The organism is Streptosporangium sp. NPDC053982, assembly GCF_055585205.1.
In genome coordinates this window covers 1-19,143 of the sequence record NZ_JBVJKQ010000004.1, presented here as the reverse complement: position 1 = coordinate 19,143, position 19,143 = coordinate 1, and the positions used below count along the sequence as shown (strand labels likewise).

The following is a 19,143-nucleotide window of genomic DNA, read 5'->3' as shown; positions in this document are numbered from 1 at the left end:
GGCCCGGTGGCCGCACGGATCGGTGGCCGCACGGATCGGTGGTCAGGTGGCCGTGCGGCCCAGCTCCCGCTCGGCCCACCCGCCGATGTCGCGCCGCTCGATCGCGGCGGCCATCAGGCCGGGGAAGGCGTCGGGGGTGCAGGCGAACGCGGGGACGCCCAGCGCCGCCAGCGCGGCGGCGTTGTCCCGGTCGTAGAAGGGCGCGCCCTCGTCCGACAGCGCGAGCAGCACGATCACCTGGACCCCGGCCGCCGTCATCTGCGCGACCCGGCGCAGCATCTCCTCCCGGACGCCGCCCTCGTACAGGTCGCTGATCAGGATGAAGATGGAGTCGGTGGGCCGGGTGATGAGGCCCTGACCGTAGGCGATGGCGCGGTTGATGTCGGTGCCGCCGCCGAGCTGGGTGCCGAACAGCAGCTCCACCGGGTCGTGAAGCCGGTCGGTGAGGTCGACGACCGCGGTGTCGAAGACCACCAGCGACGTCCGCAGTGAGCGCATCGAGGCGAGGACCGCGCCGAAGACGCTGGAGTAGACCACGGAGGCCGCCATCGACCCGCTCTGGTCGATGCACAGCACGACCTCGCGTTGGACGGCGCGCTGCCGCCTGCCGTACCCGACGAGCCTGGAGGGCACCACGGTGCCGCGGTCGGGCAGGTAGTTCTTGAGATTCGCCCGGATCGTACGGTCCCAGTCGATGTCGGCGGCCCGTCTGGGCCGGTGGGTCCGCGCCGAGCGGTCCAGCGCACCGGTGACGGCCGCCCTGGTCTTCTGGGTGAGCCGCCGCTCCAGCTCCGAGACGACCTTGCGGACCACCGCCCGGGCCGACTCTCGCGCCTGTTCCGGCATCACCCGGTTCAGCGAGAGGAGGGTGCCGACCAGGTGCACGTCCGGCTCGACGGCCTCCAGCATCTCCGGCTCCAGCAGCAGCCGGGTGAGGTTCAGCCGCTCGACGGCGTCCTTCTGCATGACCTGGACGACGGTCGAGGGGAAGTAGGAGCGGATGTCGCCCAGCCAGCGCGCCACCCGGGGCGCCGAGGCGCCCAGGCCGCCGCTCCGCTCCCCCGGCCCCTCGCCGCCGTCGCGGTTGTAGAGGGCGGCCAGGGCGCCGTCCATCCGGGCGTCGGCGCCGGACAGCGCGCACCCGGTGCCGTCGGCGTCCCCGCCGAGCACGAGCCGCCAACGGCGCAGCCTCTCGTCGTCCGCCGGATCCACGCCCGTCTCCTGTGCGGTCATGCGCTCTCCGCCCTTCCCAGCAGCGCCAGCACGGTCCGCACCGCGCCGGCCGCGCGTGCCTCGTCGATCTCGTCGGCCGTGGCGGCGATCTCCCGCGTGCCGAGCGTCCGGACACGGGAGCCGATCGAGCGCCGCTCCGGCGCGGCGAACGCGCCGAACGTCCTGCGCAGCAGCGGCAGCACGTCCACGAACACCTCCGGGGCCAGAGCGGTCAGCCACCCGTCGACCAGCCCGAGCAGCCGGGCGTCGTGGACGAGCAGCAGGCCGCCACCGGACAGGAAACCCTCGATCCAGGCCGCCACGCGGGCCGGGGGGTGCCCCGCCGACATGGACAGCGCCATCCGCCGGCCGGCCTCCGCGTCGTCGAGGTCCCCGGCGTCCAGCAGGATCCTGGTGAGTCGGCCCTCGATCAGTCCGTGCAGGCCGGAACGGCCGGACAGTCCGCGCAGCGCGGCCGTCCACCGTCCGCGCGGCGCCTCGTCACCGGAGACGCCACCGGAAGGACCGGAAGGGGACGCCGGGGCGGCGGGGCCGCCGTCGAGGAGGGCCACGGCCGCGTGCACCTCGTCGAGGTGGCGCAGCAGGTCGCGGGCGGCGTCGTCGTCCAGGCCGGTGACCGCCGTACCCAGCCCGACGCAGATCCGGGTGAGCAGGGCGTCGACGATCGCGGCCAGGCCCCCGGCGGGCGTGCCGCGCACGTCGCCGTAGCGCCGGGCGCGCACCATCGCCGGGAGCGCGGCCATCAGGTGCGTGACGTCGCCGTCGAGCGCCGCCCGCGCCGCCAGCGTGTCGAGGACGTACGGCAGCGCGTCCGGCAGGTCGGCCAGCAGGCAACGCTCGACGAGCCCGGTGAGGTCGGCCAGCGACACCCGGGCGGAGCCCCGACCGCCGGAGCCGCCGGAGCCGCCGGGACCACCGGAGGGCGCACCGGGGCCGCCGGGGGACGCGCCGGGAACGACAGGACCCGCCGGACCCGGGGCACCGGCCGCGGACGGGCTCAAGGGCGACCCGCCGTCCGCCAGGTCGCGGACCCTGGCGGAGGCCGCGGCCGGGACGGTGGTGCCCCAGGCGCCCGCCTCGATCAGGTCGATGTCGAACTCCGGCCGCCAGGCGAGCGTCCACGACTCGCGGAAGGTGCCCTTGCCGCGGCTGCGCGCCGGGACGCCCCAGTCGACGCCGAGCAGCCGCAGCCGGTGCAGCAGCCTGCTGCGGTCGAGGTCGAGGGGTCTGCGCAGGTCGAGATCCACCTCGCGGTCGAGGGCCTCGGGCTTGAGCCGGAGCCGGCGCTGCTCCTCGCGCAGGTGACGCTGGAGCGGCACCATCGGCGTTGAGTCGGGGACGTGGCCGAGCCGCTCCCCCACGACCATGCGCCGCTGGATCAGCTCCACCGGCAGGTCGTCGCCCTCGCACAGTACGGCCCGCGCGGCCTCGGTGACCTCCGCGAGCCCGGCCAGGGGCCGGCCGCGCAGCACGGCCAGGCTCCCGGCCAGCCGTACCGCCTCGATGACGTGCGCCGAGGAGACCGGCAGTCCCTCGTCCCGCAGCACGCCGGCGGCGGCGGTCAGCCACCGCTCCACCGGCCGGTCGGCGGAGGCGAACAGGTGGTGGTACCAGCCCGGCGACGTCACCCCGGCGCCGTAGCCGCTCCAGGCGGCCAGCCTGCCGTACGTCCACGGCACCCAGGTGATCTCGGCCTTGACCTTGGGCAGGCCCCGCAGCAGCGCGTCGTCGGCCCTGGCCGGGGGCAGCCCGGCGCCCCAGGAGCCGCCCCCGCCCGGGACACCGGTCAGGGCGGGGACGTGCCAGGCGCCGCAGACGACCGCGATCCGCTCGAACCCCTCCTTGACGGCCCTGCGGATCGTGCGCCGCATGTACGCCTCGCGCCGGGCCTCGCGGGCGTCGGGGACGTGTCCGTCGCGGACCGCCGTCATCGCCTCGGCGATCACCTCGAACGGCGTGTCGCCCCGGTGCTCGACCGCGTCCTCCCACCAGCGTTCCGGGTCGTCGTAGCCGGCGGCGCGGGCGAGGACCGCGATCGGGTCGATCTGTACGGCCGGCGGCCCGGACTCCGCCGCGTCCCGGTCGCGTTCCCGCGGCCGGTCGCCGGGCGTGCCCGCGCCGGGTGTGCCCGCGCCGGGGCCGTCACCGGAGCCGTCATCGGGAACGCCCCCGGGCCGGACCTCACCGGGGCCGTCACCCGGCGCGTCCGATCCGGGCGCGTCCGATCCGGGCGTGCCTGATCCGGGCGTGCCCGCGCCGGGGCCGTCACCGGCGGAGCCGCCGTCCGGCGAGTCGTCCCGGTCGAGGGCGAGCCCGTGGGCCGCGGGCAGGTCGCAGAAGCGGACCGGGACGCCCGTCCGCACGGCGTGCCGGATCGCCTGCCACTCGGGGGAGAACTCCGCGAACGGCCAGAACGCCGCCCTGGACGGCTCTCCGGGCACGTGGGCCAGCAGCGCGACCGGAGGTTCGAGGTCCGGGTCGGCGGCCAGCCCCGCCAGCGCGTCGGCCTCGGGTGGCCCTTCGATGAGCACGATGTCCGGCTTGAGACGTTCGAGCTCGTCTCTCAGGGACCGCGCCGACCCCGGCCCGTGATGCCGGATCCCCAGCACCGAGACGCTCATCGGCAGCTCCCGGCCACCGGGGGCGTCGTCTCAGCCCGCATCGCGGCAGGCCCGGTAGAAGTCGCGCCAGTCCTCGCGCTCCCGGACGACGGTCTCGAGGTATTCGCGCCAGACGACGCTGTCGGAGACCGGGTCCTGGACGACGGCTCCGACGATCCCGGCGGCGACGTCGGCGGGGCGCAGCACCCCGTCGCCGAAGTGCGCGGCCAGGGCGATGCCACCGGTGAGGACGGAGATCGCCTCGGCGGTGCTGAGCGTGCCGCTGGGCGACTTGATCTTGGTGCGGCCGTCCTCGGTGACGCCGGCGCGCAGCTCGCGGAAGACCGTGACGACGCGGCGGATCTCGGCGAGACCGGTCAGGGTCTCGGGCAGCTCCAGGGAGCGGCCGAGCTGCCCGACGCGGCGCGAGACGATGTCCACCTCCTCCTCGGCGGTGGCCGGGACGGGCAGCACGACGGTGTTGAACCTGCGGCGCAGCGCGCTGGACAGCTCGTTGACGCCCCGGTCGCGGTCGTTGGCCGTGGCGATGACGTTGAAACCGCGCGCCGCCTGGACCTCCTCGTTCAGCTCGGGGATCGGCAGCGTCTTCTCCGACAGCACGGTGATCAGCGCGTCCTGGACGTCGGAGGGCATGCGGGTCAGCTCCTCCACCCGGGCGATCCGCCCCTCGGCCATCGCGCGCATCACCGGGCTCGGGGTGATCGCCTCACGCGACGGCCCCTCGGCGAGCAGCCGGGCGTAGTTCCAGCCGTAGCGGACGGCCTCCTCCGCGGTGCCGGCCGTGCCCTGCACCAGGAGCGTCGAGTCACCGCTGATCGCGGCGGCCAGGTGCTCCGACAGCCAGGTCTTGGCGGTGCCGGGCACGCCGAGCAGCAGCAGCGCTCGGTCGGTGGCGAGGGTGGCCACGGCGACCTCCACGATGCGCCGGGGACCGATGTACTTGGGCGTGATCGTCTCGCCGTCGCCCATGACGTACGTCGTCACCGCCCACGGCGACAGCTTCCAGCCCGGCGGCCGGGGCCGGTCGTCGCCCTTGGCGAGGATCTCCAGCTCGTCGGCGAACTGGTCTTCGGCGTGGGCCCGCAGAACCGTTGTCAAGAAAGCTCCTTCACCATGTCGTGGCGGAAACGCAGGAGGGCGGCGACCTCCTGGACGGGCGGTTCGGGCGAGAGCCGCTCGGCCTCGCCGTACAGGGCGGGGTCGACGCGCTCGCCGGCGAGCCTGGTCAGCTCGCCGAGGTTCCAGGGCTGCGTGCCGGAGACCTCGATGATCTTCTCCAGCACGGCGGAGGCCAGTTCGGGCCCCCAGGGCGCGGCGGCGCCTCCGAGCACCATGATCAGCTGCCCGTCGAGGTCATGCCGCCTGACGAAGCCGGCGGCGACGCGCTCCCGCTCGGCGGCGGGCAGTACGGTCAGCAGGTCGGCGAGCGGGTCGTGGTCGAACAGCTCCCGCGCCCACTCGGGGTCGCCCTGCAGGACGGTGGCCCGCACCCATCCCGCCATGACCTCGCGGCCCCAGTCGGCGATCCTCATGCGGACGAGCTCACCGGGCGGATGCCCGAGCAGCCGCGGCCACACCCCGAGCGGGGTGCGCGCCACCGCCTGCTGGAGCCACCAGCTCCGCTCGCCGGTGCCGTGCGGCGGCCTGGCGCGGACGCCGTCGCGCTCCATCGCGGCGTCGCAGGCGACGGGCGGGGTGACTCTGATCCGGCCGTCCTGGGCGGCGAACCACCCCGTGACCCGCTCGGCCATCCGCGTGGCCAGCTGTGAACCGGGCAGCCGGGTGAGCAGGTCGGCGGCCAGCTGGCGGACCTCCCGGCGGCGGTCGTCGAGGGCGGCCTCCAGGAACGGCTCGTCGTCCGGTGAGAGCCGGTCGGCGAGGATCTCCAGGAACGCCGCGCGGTCGTCGGGGGTCTCCTTCGTCCATCCCCGGGTGAGCAGGTTCCTGGCCGCCGCCGGATCGGCCGCCCGCAGCACGGCCAGGAAGGCGCGGCGGTCGCCGGGAGCGCCAAGCTCCCAGACGTCCGGCGCGCCGCCGGGGCGCCGCGGTTCATCGGGGCCGCCGGGGGCGGGACCCTGCGGATCACCGGGGGAACCGGGGACGACGCCGGCTCCGGCCGGGCCGGCGGAGGCTCCGGACTGGCCGGCGGAGGCTCCGGCCGAAGCGGGGACGGGGGCGGCGGCAGGGGCGGTGGGCTCGCGCAGCAGGAAGCTCCAGGCGGGGTTGAGACCGGCCAGCCACCGGCCCCGGCTTCCGGCGAGGACGCCGAGGTGGGACCGGAGGGACCGGTCGCGGGCGGCCTGGTCGAGGAGCTCGGGCAGCAGGTGCGGCGGGACGCGGAGACCGTGCCCGGCCGCGACGCGCAGCCATTCGGGAAGCAGTCTCGGCTGCTCGCCGCCGAGGATCCGGGCGAGCCGGTCGGCCGCCGGTCGGGAGACCGCCGGCCGATCCTCGGGCGGGGCGGCGTCCACCGGCTCGGCGGCCGGCGGCCGGCGGCCCGCCCGCATCCGCACGGTGTGCACGGCGGCGCGTTCGAGCAGCTCCGCCTCGGGGGCCGCCGAACCGGCCAGGGGCCGGCGGTCGGTGCCGACCAGGGCGGCGGAGACCAGCTCCTCCCATTCGGGCGGGGCGTTCACCAGGACCTCCCAAGGATCGCCCCGGCCCGCGAGCCGGGGTGTTCGGGACGGACATGACAGGTGGGGAGGGCGGTCACAGGACGATCACCTGTCCTTCCCCGTCCCAGGCGGTGAGGGGACGCAGTCCCTCCGGGGTCCATTCGGCGGCCACGGTCAGCGGGTGGCCGCCGGAGGCCGCGACCAGCCGCCAGGGCGTGCCGCAGGAGGGGTGCAGCGCCAGCGCGCCGCCCGGACCGGCCAGCGCCCTCAGGGTGCTCCCGGCGGGGACCGCCGCCTCCAGCACCAGGGGCCAGGAGTCGGTCCAGGGGTCCGCGGCGAGGGCGCGGGCCACCTCGTCCAGCGCGCCGTCCACCGTGGAACCCGGCGGAGGGCCGGCGGAGAGGTGGGGGGCGGGGTCGTGGCGGGCGGCGACGAGGGCGCGCAACGGGCACGAGCCGGGGTAGAACGCCAGGTCGGCGTCCACGGTGGTGCCGGTCACGAGGGAGGCGTCGAGTGCCTGGCCGACCGGGGCGAACGACAGCACGAGCGCGGCCCGGCCGGTGGACCGGCCACGCAGCCAGACCCGGCGGGCGGTGATCCGGTCCTGCTCGGTGTCGCGCCGCCCGAGGACGTCCCACCGGTCACGGACCGTCTCACCGGCCAGGACCTCCTCCTTGGCGACGGGGAAGCCGACCCGCTCGCGGACCGTCCGCAGGAGCGCGCTCCCGAGCGCGGCCGGGGCGGCGGCCGAGGTGAGGCGCCGGTGGGACACGGCCAGCAGGTGGAGCAGGGCGTACTCGCCCAGCAGGCGGGCGGGCCAGTCGTCACCGCTCAGCACCGCGCCCAGACGGGAGACGGCTCCGGCGACGGCCGGGGCCTGGGCGTCGACGAGGCGCTTGGCGAGGTCGTCCCACTGGTCGTGCCGCCGGGAGGCGACGAGGCCCTGCCTGACCTGGTCGGCGAGCCAGCGCTCCAGCTCCGCCAGGCCCGCCGCCACGCGCCGCTCGCGCTGCGCGGCCCGCCGGGCGTCGGCGGGACCGCCCGGCCCGGCCGCCACGGCCGCGCCGCCCGCCCGGCCCGCGCCGCCCGCCGTGGCACCGCCGGCCGCCCGGCCACCGCCGGCCGCCTGACCGCCGGCCTCCGCGGCCCCGCCACCGGCCTCCGCCGCCTCGTCACCGGCCTCGGCCGCGTCGCCGTACGCCTCCGTCCCGTCGCCGTCCGCGGGGGCGGGCGGACGAACCGCCGCCCTGGCCGCGCGGTCGCGCCGCCGGTCGAGCCACTCCGCGGCCCAGTCGGCGGGTCCGGCGGCGTCCGGGACGCCGCCGGCCGACCACAGCAGGAGCAGCCCGAGGGCGTGCTTGCAGGGGAACTTCCGGCTCGGGCAGCTGCAGCGGTAGGCGGGCTCGGACAGGTCCACGCACGCCAGGTAGGGCTTGGAGCCGCTGCCCCTGCACTCTCCCCACAGCGCGCCCGCCGTGGCCCCGGCGCCCGACCACTTCCCGGGCGAGGAGACCCCCTGGGCCGCCTTCTGGGACGACGCGTCGGGCGCGAGCGCCAGCACCTGGTCCCGGTTCCACCGTTCGGTCACGCCTCGAACGCTAGCCAGCCCCACCGACAAATCCCGCCCCGGGAACTCGTCCCTTCACCGGTGCGTCCCCCTCCCCCGGGGCACCCCCTTTCTCCGCGCTCCCCCGCCCCGGCCTGCGGCCCGGTTCGCCCGTCCCGTGCCGCCGCGCCGCCGGGACGGCGGCCGGGATGGCAGACTGTCCGTCGCCCGCGCCGCGAAGCGGCCGGGGCCCGTCCCGCGCCGGAGGTGCCCGATGACCGTTCCCGCCCGTCCGCCGCTCGCCGAGACGCTCGGGCTGCTGCCGCACCCGGAGGGCGGGTGGTACCGGGAGACCTGGCGGTCCTCCCTCGACGTCGCCCCTCCCGGGTACGGCGGGCCCCGGGCCACGGCCACCGGGATCTACTTCCTGCTGGAGCCGGGCGAGGAGTCGCGCCCGCACGTGGTCCGCTCCGACGAGGTGTGGCTGTGGCACCGGGGCGGCCCGCTGCTCCTCGTCCTCGGCGGCCACGAGGGCCAGCCGTCCGAAACCGTCGTCCTCGGACCAAGGGTGGAGGAGGGCCAGGTCCCCCAGGCGGTGGTCCCCGGCGGCACCTGGCAGGCGGCCCGGCCCGCCGGGGACGAGGGGGTCCTGGTGAGCTGCGTGGTCTCCCCGGGTTTCGACTTCGCCGACTTCCGGATGATCTGACCGGCGGCCTTCCGGCCGGTCTCCGCGGCTCGGCGTGCCCGCCGGGGTGTGACGGCGCGGCCGGCCGCGGGGAGAATGCCGTCAGAGGAACCCAGACGAGGAGGTCGACGGTGACCGGCGAGATCAGCTCCGTGATCGGTGGCGAGCAGGCGGCGGGCGGCACGGAATACGACTCGATCAATCCCTCCCGCGTCGACGAGGTGGTCGCGCGGGTCCGGCTGGCCGACGCGGAGACGTTCTCCTCCGCCTGCCGTACGGCGGCGGCGGCGCAGCGGGAGTGGGCGCGGGTCCCCGCGCCCGTCCGGGGGCGGGTGATCGCGTCGATCGGGCGGCTGGTGGAGGCCAACGCCGAGTCCCTGGCCCGGCTGGTGACGCGCGAGATCGGCAAGCCGTACGCCGAGGCGCTGGGCGAGGTCCGGGAGATCGTCGACACCTGCGACTTCTTCCTGGGCGAGGGGCGGCGCCTGTACGGGCAGACGGTGCCCTCGGAGATGCCGGACAAGAACCTGTTCACCTTCCGGGTCCCGGTCGGGGTGGCCGCGGTGATCACGGCGGGCAACTTCCCGGTCGCGGTGCCGTCGTGGTATCTCGTGCCCGCGCTGCTGGCCGGGAACGCGGTCGTGTGGAAGCCGGCCGAGTACGCCGCGGCGTCCGCCGAGGCGATGTACCGGCTGTTCGCCGCCTCGGGACTGCCCGACGGCGTGCTGAACCTGGTGTTCGCCGACGGGGCCGCGGCGTTCGAGGGCCTCGAGGCGGCGCTGGGCGAGGGCACGGTGCACAAGGTCGGGTTCACCGGCTCCACCGAGGTGGGCCGGAGGATCGGCGAGCTGTGCGGACGCCACCTGCAGTCGCCCTGCCTGGAGCTCGGCGGCAAGAACCCGATGGTGGTGGCGGCCGACGCCGACCTCGACCTGGCGGTGGAGGGGGCGCTGTTCTCCGGGTTCGGCACGGCCGGGCAGCGCTGCACCTCCCTCGGCACGGCCATCGTGCACGAGAGCGTCCACGACGAGTTCCTCGGCCGTCTCACGCGCGCGCTGGCCGCGGCGGAGATCGGCGACCCGGCGGGCGACGTGCTGTGCGGACCGCTCCTGGACCACAGGTTCGCCTCCCGCTACGAGGAGTACCTCGGCTGGATCCGGCCGCACCACAAGGTCGTCTCCGGCGCGACCGGGCGGATCACCGCCGGCAATCCGCGCGGGGACTTCACCGGCGAGGGCGGCCTGTACTACCACCCGGTGATCGTGGACGGCGTGCGCCCCGACGACCGGCTGTTCCTGGAGGAGACCTTCGGCCCGATCATCGGCGTGACCTCCTTCTCGACCCTGGAGGAGGCGCTGGAGCTGGCCAACCGCCCCGGGTACGGGCTCTCCTCCTCCGTCTACACCACCGATCCCGCGACGGCGTTCCGGTTCCGCGAGGGCATCGGCGCGGGCATGGTCAGCGTGAACAACTCCACCTCCGGGGCCGAGGCTCACCTGCCCTTCGGCGGGAACGGCAGGTCCGGCAACGGCAGCCGCCAGTCGGGGATGTGGGTGCTGGACCAGTTCACCCGCTGGCAGGCGATGAACTGGGACCACTCCGGCAGGCTACAGAAGGCCCAGATGGACGTGGCGGACATCGTGCCGGATGTGAACTTCCGTCTTTGACTTTGCCGTTCCGGGGGGTTCTCCCCATCGGAAGAGCGGCATCCCCTTTGCGAGGGACACGATGGCCCGTGCCGTACTCCGGGAACGTCCGGAAAACGGCCGGGCCATCGCGCACCCGGCGGCCGTCAGGCGCGCCGGGAGACGTGGGGGGCCGTGAGCTGCGGCGCGGCCTCTCACGGCCCGTACGGCACCCCCGCCCACCCGTACGGCACAGCCCACCGACCCGTACGGCACGGCCCGCGAGCCTGTCCCAGCCGGTCGTGATTTCACTATCTGAGACATTCTTTCTTGGCATATGAGATACCTGTTACGGTCGGTCCATCCGGCGTCCGGACGACCGAAAGAGTGATCTCCCATGACAGCCGAGAACACGGTCTACACCCACGGCCATCACGAGTCCGTGCTGCGGTCCCACAGGTGGCGGACCGCCGAGAACTCCGCCGCCCCTCTCCTGCCGCACCTGAGGCCCGGGATGTCCGTGCTGGACGTCGGCTGCGGCCCCGGGACCATCACTGCGGACCTGGCCGAGCGGGTCGCGCCGGGGACGGTCACCGCGGTGGAGGTCACCGCGGAGGCGCTGGCGCTGGGCCGCGCGGAGGCCGGACGGCGGGGCGTGTCCAACGTCGAGTTCGCCGTCTCCGACGTGCACGCGCTCGACTTCCCCGACGACGCCTTCGACGTCGTCCACGCCCACCAGGTCCTGCAGCACGTCGGCGACCCGGTCCGGGCCCTGCGGGAGATGCGCAGGGTGTGCCGTCCGGGCGGGATCGTGGCGGTGCGCGACAGCGACTACGCCGCGTTCGCCTGGTTCCCCCGGCTCCCCGAGCTGGACGAGTGGATGGACCTCTACCAGAGGGTGGCCAGGGCGTGCGGCGGCGAGCCCGACGCGGGACGGCGGCTGCTGTCGTGGGCGCGCGCGGCCGGTTTCACCGACATCACCCCCTCCTCCTCGACCTGGTGCTTCGCCACGCCCGAGGACCGGGCCTGGTGGGGCGGGATGTGGGCCGAACGGATCCTGCGCTCGGACATGGCCCGTCACGCCCTCTCCTCGGGGGCCGCCACCGAGGAGGACCTGCGCCGCCTGTCCGAGGGCTGGCTGAGGTGGGCGGGCGACGAGGACGGCTGGCTGTCGCTGCTCCACGGCGAGCTGGTCTGCCGCGCCTGAACGTCGGCGCGTCCCGTGCCGGGACGCGCGCCCGGGACGCGGGCCGGAGCCGGGGCGGCGGCCGGGTCCGTTCCCGCGCCGCAGTACCGCGCCGCCTCGCCGATGATCCGGTAGACGCAGCCGGAGTACTCCAGGAAGCGGAGCACGGCCTCCCGGTTGCGGGCCGTCTGCGGGCCGATCCGCCCGGCGGGCGGGTAGAAACCGGGGGCGCCGCGCGCCGGGTACATCTCGACGGTGTAGCTGAAGATCTTGAAGACGCCCCACATCCAGTCGCCGAGCGAGCCGTCCGTGATGTAGCGGTCCCCGGCCTGGCGGGGGGTGTAGCCGTTGACGGCGGCCATGCTCCGGCCGAGCGCGGCGTACGCCTCCCGGTCGTCCCGGGTCAGGCCCGGGGCGGTGTCGGCGCGGGTGTGCCCGTACGGCCACATGACCAGCTCGCCGTAGGAGTGCCAGTCGATGTGCGCCCTGATCTGCTGGACGCCGTCCGCCACGCGGCCGCGCACCCAGTCGGCGACCGCCCTGACCTCGGGGGCCGATCCGTTCGCCGGGCCCCGGTAGGTCTGGGCGGCGGGCGAGCCGGAGGAGCCCCCGCAACAGCCCCAGAGGTAGGGCCAGTTGCGGTTCAGGTCGGTGCCCACGGCGGAGGAGCCCGGGGTGGGCTGGCGGTTCTTGCGCCAGCCGCGACGGGAGCCGCCCGCGAGGTCGTACTCGCCGCCGTCGGGGTTGAGGTCCGGCATGATCCAGATCTCGTGCCCGTCGACCAGTCCGGTGATCCGCCGGTCCCGGCCGTAACCCTCGGTGAGCAGGCGGAGGAGGTAGAGCGCCATCTCGACGGTGAGATGCTCCCGGGCGTGCTGGTGGTGGGTGAACAGGACCTCCGGCTCGTCCTCGTCCACGGCGACGTTGTCGCTGATCTTGACGACGACCAGGTCGCGGCCCTCGTAGGAGGTGCCGTAGACGGAGCTGCGGGCGATGCCGGGGTGCGCGGCGACGATCCGGGCGACCTCCGCCGCCGTCTCGGCGTAGGAGTGGTAACCGGAGGGGGCCGCCCGGGAGCCGTGCGACGCGCGGAGGACCGGGGCCTGGGGAGTCCGCGCGGGGAGGACGCTTCCGCCCAGGCATGTCAGGGCCACGAGCGCGCATGCCACGATCGGCCGGTGTCTCATCGGTCTCCCCCCGGACACCCGATCCAAGCGGTCGTCACGCGTCCACGGCGGGAGACGGGCGGGGTCGTTGACGGGTGATGACCCCGATTTCGGCTCCGGCGTACCCGGTCCGGGGCCCGGGGAAGGGCGGCTCCGGACCATCGGACCCCGGCGTACCGGCTCGGGGGGAGCCGGGAACGGTCCCGGATCGCAGGCACGGGTGGCGACCGGGGGTCCGGCGCGCGAGACGGTCACGGAACGTGACCGCCGGTCGCCCGCCGCCGGTCACCGGTCAGAAGTCGACCTCGAACCAGAGGGTCCGGGGGTCGCCGTGGCAGCCGTCGTCGACGCCCCACCGGCCGGCGAGCAGGTCGACCAGGAACATCCCGCGGCCGCTCTCGGCGTCGGGGTCGTTGCGGACGTGGGGCGCCGAGGCGCCCGAGCCCGCGTCGGAGACCTCGACGAGGACGACCCCGGCCCCGACCTGCATGGTCATCGTGACCGCGCCGCCGCCGCCCGACCCGGAGTGCACGACCGAGTTGGTGACCACCTCGCTGACGAGGAGGACGACGTCCTCGTACGCGGGATGGCACTCCCCCAGGAGCTCCCGGACCCGGCGCCGGGCCACCGACACCGACTCCGGGACGCCCCGCAGGGTGAGCGTTAATCGAGGTTGAACCGTCTGCTGCCGCGTTGTCATGATCGGCCTCGCTCCCCGGACCCGCGCATTCCCATGCGCGTCGCGCTCTGAGATGGCACACTCACTCACGGTGAACTGTTCTACCAGGGACTTCAATAGCTCATATTGAAATTCCACAGTTTCCTTGTCCAAGGACGGAGATACGTGCATGGCTACCCGGCGCAGCCCGACAGCTCGGCATCGCCGTCTCATGGCCGAGTTGGCTCGGTTGAGGGAGGACAGCGGGCTGTCACGGGCGGAGGTGGCGGAGCGGATCGGCTCCACCGACACCACCGTATGGAGATACGAGACGGGTCTCACCCGTCCCAAACCCTCCGACGTGGCAGCCCTCACCGATGTGTACGGCGTGACGGGCGCGGCACGGGAGACCCTGGTGCAGATGGCCAGGGAGGCCCGGCAGCGTGGCTGGTGGCATCGCCACCGGCAGGCTCTGAAGCCTGGCTTCGACTCCTACATCGGACTGGAGGCGGAGGCGTCGGTGGTGCGCTCCTACGAGCCACTGGTCGTCCCCGGCCTGATGCAGACCGAGGCCTACGCGCGTGCCGTCATCGAGGTGACCACAGTGACCCATGCCCCTCCTGAAGTCGACGAGAAGGTCACCGTACGCATCTCACGCCAGCAGTTGCTGCACGGCCCCGGCGAGCCGATCCAGCTCGTCTCCGTGCTCGACGAAGCGGTGCTCCGCCGCCAGGTCGGCGGACCGAAGGTGATGCGTGAGCAGCTGGAGCACCTCGTCGATCTCGGCAAGCTGCCCAACGTGGAGATCCGGGTCATCCCGTTCTCCGCGGGGGCGCACGCCGCGATGGACGGCCCGTTCTGCCTGCTGGGCTTTCCCGAGCCCGGCGATCTCGACCTGGTCTATCTGGAGCAGGCGGCGAGCGGGCTCGTCCTGGAGGATCCGGACGAGGTGCGCCGGTACACGCTCATGTTCGGGAGCCTCACCGCGATGGCTCTCAGGGCGGACGCCTCGGCCGCCTTCATCGCGGAGCTGGCGAAGAAATGTTCCAACCAGCGATAGGAAGAAAGAGTGCAGAGGTCCACCATGGATCTGTCCAGCGTCGCGTGGCGCAAGAGCAGCCGCAGTACCGGAGGGAACTGCGTCGAAGTGGCGATCGTGCCCGGCGACCCGGTCGTGGCAGCCCACAAGGCCCAGGAGGACGAGCTCTACCTCGTCCGTGACTCCAAGGATCCGGACGGCCCGGCCCTGGCGTTCACCCAGGGTGAATGGGACGCCTTCCTCGGCGGGGTCAAGGACGGCGAGTTCGGCTGACAGATCTCCCTCCGGGGGGACCGGTCCGCCGGTCCCCCCGGCCCGGCCGGAGGTTCCCTCCGGCACCATGAACAGGGCCGGGAGTCCCCTCGGGGGCTCCCGGCCCTTCCGTTCCCACCGTCGGCAAACGGAAGGGACAATCGTTATGTAACGTCCACCGCCCGTTTAAACGACATAGTGATAAATGTTGGGATGGAAAGTCGGCAACGGCTTTTCCCGGCGCGGAAAATGACCAACGATGGACGGGGTGAGACGCCATCCATCGTGCTCGTCCCCGGCCGGCTGGCGACGGACCGGAGGGCGGCATGAACCAGTGTCCGGACGACAGCACCTGTGACCGCCAGGCGCGCGGGTTGGAGATCATGAGACGGGTCCACGGCGGTGACGACGCCGGCGACGGCTCCGCGGCGGCCGGTGCGGGGCGGGACGGGGGCTCCGGTGAAGGCGCCGGTGACTTCTTCGGCATGACCGTGGAGCACCTGTTCGGCGAGGTGTGGTCCCGGGAGGGGCTGAGCATGCGCGACCGCAGGCTCCTCCTGCTCGGCCTCCTCGTCGGCCAGGGCATGGACGACCTGGTGGAGATCCAGCTCGACGCGGCGCTGCGGACCGGCGAGCTGACCCCGGACGAGCTCCGCGAGATCGTCATCTTCCTCACCCACTACGCCGGGTGGCCCCGCGGCTCCCGGCTCAACACCCAGGTCGAGGAGCTGATCGCCCGCGTCATGCGCGCGTAGCGGACCGCGCGGCGGCATGCCGTACGGCCCACCGCGCGAGACGGCGAAGCCCGGCCGCCCGTGCCCGCGCGGGCCGTACGGGAACGGCCGGGACGGTTCAGAGGTGCTCGACGTTGGGCCCCCGGCAGCGGCGGCGCGTGTCGAAGACGAACGGGCTCACCCGCTGGACCTGCTCGTAGTCGAAGCGGTCGTGGTCGGTGAGGACGACCACCGCGTCCGCCTCCGACAGCTCCCGTTCGGTCGCCGCGACCAGCTCGATCCCGGGCGGCGCGAGGTAGGCGTCCACATGGGGGTCGGCGGCCCGCACGTCCGCGCCCAGCTTGACCAGGGCCCTGGCCACCTCGATCGCGGGTGACTCGCGACAGTCCCCGGCGTTGGCCTTGTAGGCCAGGCCGAGCAGGAGCACCCGGCTGTCCCGCAGCGGCCGGCCCTGCCGGTTCAGCGCGAGGATGAGCCGGTGCACGACGTGGTCGGGCATGTGGTCGTTGATGTCGTTGGCCAGCTCCACGAAGCGGAAGTTGTGCCCCAGGGCGCGCTTGACCTTCCACGACAGGTAGGAGGGGTCGATCGGCAGGCAGTGCCCGCCGACGCCGGGGCCGGGGGTGAACCGCAGGTAGCCGAACGGCTTGGTGGAGGCGGCGTCGATGGCCTCCCAGACGTCGATCCCGAGTTGCTGCGCGAAGATGGAGAGCTCGTTCACCAAGGCGATGTTGACGTGCCTGAAGGTGTTCTCCAGGAGCTTGCACAGCTCGGCCACCTGGAGCGAGGAGACGCAGACGACGTCCCGCACGATGCACCCGTAGAACTCGGAGACCTTCCGCAGGGACGCCTGGTCGATCCCGGACACGACCTTGGGGGTGTTCTCCAGGTGCCAGCGCGGGTTGCCGGGATCGATGCGTTCGGGGCTGTAGCCGAGGAAGAAGTCCTCCGGCGTGCACAGTCCCGACCCCTCCTCCAGCAGCGGCCGCAGGTACTCCTCCGTGGTCCCGGGGTAGGTGGTGGACTCCAGGATCACCGTGGCGCCGGGCCGCAGGAGCGGGGCGATCGACTCGCCGGCCGAGCCGATGTGCCTGAGGTCGGGGACACCTTCGCGCAGGGGTGTCGGAACCGTGATCACACAGACGTCGAAGCCCTCGGCGTCGGCGTAGTCGGTGCTGGCGACGTAGCGGCCGGAGCGGTGGGCCGCGGACAGCGTCTCGTCCTCGACGTCCTCGACGTACGACTCGGCGGCGTTCAGTCGTTTGACCCGCCAGTCGTCGACGTCGACGCCCACCACGTCGAACCCCGCCTGGACCGCCCGCATCGCCAGCGGCAGCCCTACGTATCCCTGGCCGACAACGACCAGCTTCTCCCCCATATCCGCACCCCCGTCACTTAGAGCGATATACCCCTGACTGTAAGAGTCCGGTGCGCTTGCGACGCCGTTTCGGCCGCGGCCCGGGCGTGTCGTACCCCGGCGGGACCGGGACGATGCCGGAGGCGCGGCGGAAAGACCACCATTCATAACGCATAAACCAAATAATGGGCGGAATGGCGGGTGGGTAAATTATATTCCATCGACGCACCAAAAGACGTCTTTCGTGCTTTTCCGGAGACCTGGACGCACCTGCACCGAGGCACAGTCGTCAGCGTACGGCGCGGCGCCCTCCGCCGGCACGGCGTATCCGCGCGTTCTCCCGCACCGCCCGCCGTGGGCGCGCCGGACCGCGGACACGGCGAACGACACACGAGCCGGCGGGCGCCGCGAGATCTCACAGCCGGCTTCAGGCCACGGGGCACACCGGACGCCTGACCCGGCACGGAGCCAGCGAGGAGTTGTGTCGTATGTCCGATCCCTATCGCGATGCCGTCGACCCGCGGACCGGGATGACCGCCGCGCCACAGGAGCCACGGCGCGGAAGGAGCCGCCGATGGCCACTGGCGCGCCCAGGCCGGACGGCCGGCCGCGCCGCGCGGCGGGTCGCCACCGCGCCCGGGGGGAGAGCCGGCCGGTCGAAGGTCCTGCCGCGGAACGGTCCCCGCGCCTGGCTGAGGACGTCCGTCACCGCCGCTCTCGTGCTGGGCGTGGTCGCCGGGACGCAGTCCGGCGCGGCGGCGACACCGCCCCTGAGCATCGGCAGCGCCACGCCCTTCGCGACGCTGGCCGGAACCGCGGTCGTCAACACCAACCTCACCTCGATCACCGGGGACCTCGGGGTGAGCCCGGGCTCGTCGGTGGTCGGCTTTCCCCCCGGCACCGTGTCGGGCACCATCCACGGCGCCGACGCCGTCGCGGCCCAGGCCAGGGCCGATCTGGTCGCCGCCTACAACAACGCGGCCGGGCGGACGCCCGACGCCACCCTGGCCCCGCAACTGGGCGGGACGACCGTGAACCCGGGCGTCTACAACTCCACCGACGGGACCTTCGCGATCAACGGCACGCTCGCCCTCGACGCGCAGGGTGACCCGGACGCCGTCTTCATCTTCCAGGCGTCCAGTCTCACCACGGCGAACGTCAGCAACGTCAGCCTCCTTCGCGGCGCGCAGGCGAACAACCTCTTCTGGCAGGTCAGCGGCAACACGACCCTGGGCACGTACTCCACCTTCCGGGGGAACCTCCTGGACCGGAACTCGGTCACGGTGAACGGCGGCGCGGCCGTCTTCGGCCGCGTGTTCGCCCTCAACGGCACGATCAGCACCCAGGGCACCACGAGCCCGCCGGCCACCCGCATCACCGTGCCGAACGACCCGCCGACCACCACGACCCTGGCCTCGTCCCCCAACCCCGTCTGGGTGGACCGGCCGGTCACCTTCACCGCCACGGTGGCGGCGACCAGCGGCACGGTCGTCCCCGCCGGCGAGGTGGTCTTCAAGGACGGCCCGACCATCATCGGCTCGGCCTACCACAGCGGTCTGGCGCCGGCCACGTTCACGACCTCGGGCCTGTCGGCGGGAGACCATCACATCACCGCCGTCTACCTGGGCGGGGACACCTTCGACCACGAGGCCGTGATCCACTTCGCCCCGAGCACGTCGCCCGAGCTGATCCAGTCCGTGTCGGACAGCCTGTGGGACAAGAAGGCCACACCGGCGGTCCCGGCCCAGCCCGACTCCCAGGACGTCACGATCGGGGTGAAGTTCAAGCCCGCCACGGACGGCGTCATCACCGGCATCCGCTTCTACAAGGCGCCGCAGAACAACGGAACCCACTTCGGAAGCCTGTGGACCAGCGGCGGCACCCTGCTCGCGAACGCGACCTTCACCAACGAGACCACCTCCGGCTGGCAGCAGGTGAACTTCGCCACACCGGTCCCGGTCACCGCGGGCACCACCTACGTCGCCTCCTACCACACCGGCGGCCGCTACTCGGTGACCAGGCCCTACTTCACCGCGCCGTACGTCAACGGCCTGCTCACCGGTCTGGCGGACGGCGCCGAGGGCGGCAACGGCGTGTACACCTACAGCCCGGCGAACGCCTTCCCGACGAGCACCTTCCAGTCCTCCAACTACTGGGTCGACGTGGTGTTCAGACCGTCGAACAGCCTGTGGGACGCCTCGGCCACACCGGCGGTCCCGGCCCAGCCCGACTCCCAGGACGTCACGATCGGGGTGAAGTTCAAGCCCGCCACGGACGGCGTCATCACCGGCATCCGCTTCTACAAGGCGCCGCAGAACAACGGAACCCACATCGGAAGCCTGTGGACCAGCGGCGGCACCCTGCTCGCGAACGCGACCTTCACCAACGAGACCACCTCCGGCTGGCAGCAGGTGAACTTCGCCACA

The 19,143-nt window shown here is 73.6% G+C and carries 14 protein-coding genes and 1 pseudogene; 7 read left to right on the top strand and 8 right to left on the bottom strand.

Annotation, left to right across the window (positions count from 1 at the left end):
• Window positions 1-42: 42 nt before the first annotated feature.
• The 5 genes from ACZ6W9_RS07575 to ACZ6W9_RS07555 all read right to left on the bottom strand — a co-directional run bounded on the left by ACZ6W9_RS07575 (window position 43) and on the right by ACZ6W9_RS07555 (window position 8,057).
• Complete coding sequence (locus ACZ6W9_RS07575; protein WP_470116899.1) at window positions 43-1,233, bottom strand: VWA domain-containing protein; 1,191 nt, start codon at window positions 1,231-1,233, stop codon at window positions 43-45.
• Window positions 1,230-3,854: a DUF5682 family protein gene (locus ACZ6W9_RS07570; protein WP_470116898.1), complete on the bottom strand. Its 2,625-nt coding sequence runs from the start codon at window positions 3,852-3,854 to the stop codon at window positions 1,230-1,232. Before ACZ6W9_RS07570 ends, ACZ6W9_RS07575 begins: the two co-directional genes overlap by 4 nt.
• A gap of 30 nt (window positions 3,855-3,884) precedes the next feature.
• A complete protein-coding gene (locus ACZ6W9_RS07565) occupies window positions 3,885-4,952 on the bottom strand; it encodes an ATP-binding protein (protein WP_470116897.1) in 1,068 nt (355 codons plus the stop codon).
• On the bottom strand, window positions 4,949-6,490 hold the full coding sequence (locus tag ACZ6W9_RS07560; RefSeq protein ID WP_470116896.1) for a DUF5691 domain-containing protein: 1,542 nt from the start codon (window positions 6,488-6,490) through the stop codon (window positions 4,949-4,951). Before ACZ6W9_RS07560 ends, ACZ6W9_RS07565 begins: the two co-directional genes overlap by 4 nt.
• Window positions 6,491-6,563: 73 nt before the next feature.
• Complete coding sequence (locus ACZ6W9_RS07555; RefSeq protein WP_470116895.1) at window positions 6,564-8,057, bottom strand: SWIM zinc finger family protein; 1,494 nt, start codon at window positions 8,055-8,057, stop codon at window positions 6,564-6,566.
• Window positions 8,058-8,289: 232 nt separating this feature from the next.
• Between ACZ6W9_RS07555 and ACZ6W9_RS07550 the strand changes: the two genes are divergently transcribed.
• From ACZ6W9_RS07550 to ACZ6W9_RS07540, 3 genes are all read left to right on the top strand, one after another.
• Window positions 8,290-8,721, top strand: a complete 432-nt coding sequence (locus tag ACZ6W9_RS07550; protein ID WP_362929474.1) for a cupin domain-containing protein — start codon at window positions 8,290-8,292, stop codon at window positions 8,719-8,721.
• A 110-nt stretch (window positions 8,722-8,831) separates the two neighbouring features.
• Entirely contained in the window at window positions 8,832-10,367 is a 1,536-nt protein-coding gene (locus ACZ6W9_RS07545) for an aldehyde dehydrogenase family protein (RefSeq protein ID WP_389960806.1), read from the top strand.
• A 355-nt stretch (window positions 10,368-10,722) separates the two neighbouring features.
• Window positions 10,723-11,532 carry a class I SAM-dependent methyltransferase gene (locus ACZ6W9_RS07540; protein ID WP_389960804.1) on the top strand — a complete coding sequence of 270 codons (810 nt, stop codon included), beginning with the start codon at window positions 10,723-10,725 and terminating at the stop codon, window positions 11,530-11,532.
• A 161-nt stretch (window positions 11,533-11,693) separates the two neighbouring features.
• On the opposite strand, the pseudogene ACZ6W9_RS07535 reads toward ACZ6W9_RS07540, so the two are convergent.
• Both ACZ6W9_RS07535 and ACZ6W9_RS07530 read right to left on the bottom strand, forming a co-directional pair.
• Window positions 11,694-12,698: pseudogene (locus tag ACZ6W9_RS07535) on the bottom strand (M14 family metallopeptidase); the annotation flags it as partial.
• Window positions 12,699-12,969: 271 nt separating this feature from the next.
• On the bottom strand, window positions 12,970-13,377 hold the full coding sequence (locus tag ACZ6W9_RS07530; protein WP_389960802.1) for an ATP-binding protein: 408 nt from the start codon (window positions 13,375-13,377) through the stop codon (window positions 12,970-12,972).
• A 190-nt stretch (window positions 13,378-13,567) separates the two neighbouring features.
• Here ACZ6W9_RS07530 and ACZ6W9_RS07525 point away from each other — a divergent pair, with 190 nt between their 5' ends.
• From ACZ6W9_RS07525 to ACZ6W9_RS07515, 3 genes are all read left to right on the top strand, one after another.
• A complete protein-coding gene (locus tag ACZ6W9_RS07525; protein ID WP_389960800.1) occupies window positions 13,568-14,395 on the top strand; it encodes a helix-turn-helix domain-containing protein in 828 nt (275 codons plus the stop codon).
• 9 nt (window positions 14,396-14,404) lie between these two features.
• Entirely contained in the window at window positions 14,405-14,647 is a 243-nt protein-coding gene (locus tag ACZ6W9_RS07520) for a DUF397 domain-containing protein (protein WP_389960798.1), read from the top strand.
• A gap of 305 nt (window positions 14,648-14,952) precedes the next feature.
• Window positions 14,953-15,381: a carboxymuconolactone decarboxylase family protein gene (locus ACZ6W9_RS07515; protein WP_389960796.1), complete on the top strand. Its 429-nt coding sequence runs from the start codon at window positions 14,953-14,955 to the stop codon at window positions 15,379-15,381.
• A 97-nt stretch (window positions 15,382-15,478) separates the two neighbouring features.
• Here the strand turns inward: ACZ6W9_RS07515 and ACZ6W9_RS07510 are convergent, their stop codons facing one another.
• On the bottom strand, window positions 15,479-16,738 hold the full coding sequence (locus tag ACZ6W9_RS07510; RefSeq protein ID WP_389960794.1) for a nucleotide sugar dehydrogenase: 1,260 nt from the start codon (window positions 16,736-16,738) through the stop codon (window positions 15,479-15,481).
• Window positions 16,739-17,436: 698 nt separating this feature from the next.
• On the opposite strand from ACZ6W9_RS07510, the gene ACZ6W9_RS07505 reads away from it, so the two are divergent.
• Window positions 17,437-19,143, top strand: a 1,707-nt coding sequence (locus ACZ6W9_RS07505; protein ID WP_470116894.1) for a DUF4082 domain-containing protein, incomplete at its 3' end; no start/stop codon positions are given.

Excerpts from the sequence above, each read along its gene's own strand:
- ACZ6W9_RS07575 (WP_470116899.1), bottom strand. The coding sequence starts at position 1,233 with ATGACCGCACAGGAGACGGGCGTGGATCCGGCGGACGACGAGAGGCTG.
- ACZ6W9_RS07570 (WP_470116898.1), bottom strand. The coding sequence starts at position 3,854 with ATGAGCGTCTCGGTGCTGGGGATCCGGCATCACGGGCCGGGGTCGGCG.
- ACZ6W9_RS07550 (WP_362929474.1), top strand. The coding sequence starts at position 8,290 with ATGACCGTTCCCGCCCGTCCGCCGCTCGCCGAGACGCTCGGGCTGCTG.
- ACZ6W9_RS07540 (WP_389960804.1), top strand. The coding sequence starts at position 10,723 with ATGACAGCCGAGAACACGGTCTACACCCACGGCCATCACGAGTCCGTG.
- ACZ6W9_RS07530 (WP_389960802.1), bottom strand. The coding sequence starts at position 13,377 with ATGACAACGCGGCAGCAGACGGTTCAACCTCGATTAACGCTCACCCTG.
- ACZ6W9_RS07525 (WP_389960800.1), top strand. The coding sequence starts at position 13,568 with ATGGCCGAGTTGGCTCGGTTGAGGGAGGACAGCGGGCTGTCACGGGCG.
- ACZ6W9_RS07515 (WP_389960796.1), top strand. The coding sequence starts at position 14,953 with ATGAACCAGTGTCCGGACGACAGCACCTGTGACCGCCAGGCGCGCGGG.
- ACZ6W9_RS07510 (WP_389960794.1), bottom strand. The coding sequence starts at position 16,738 with ATGGGGGAGAAGCTGGTCGTTGTCGGCCAGGGATACGTAGGGCTGCCG.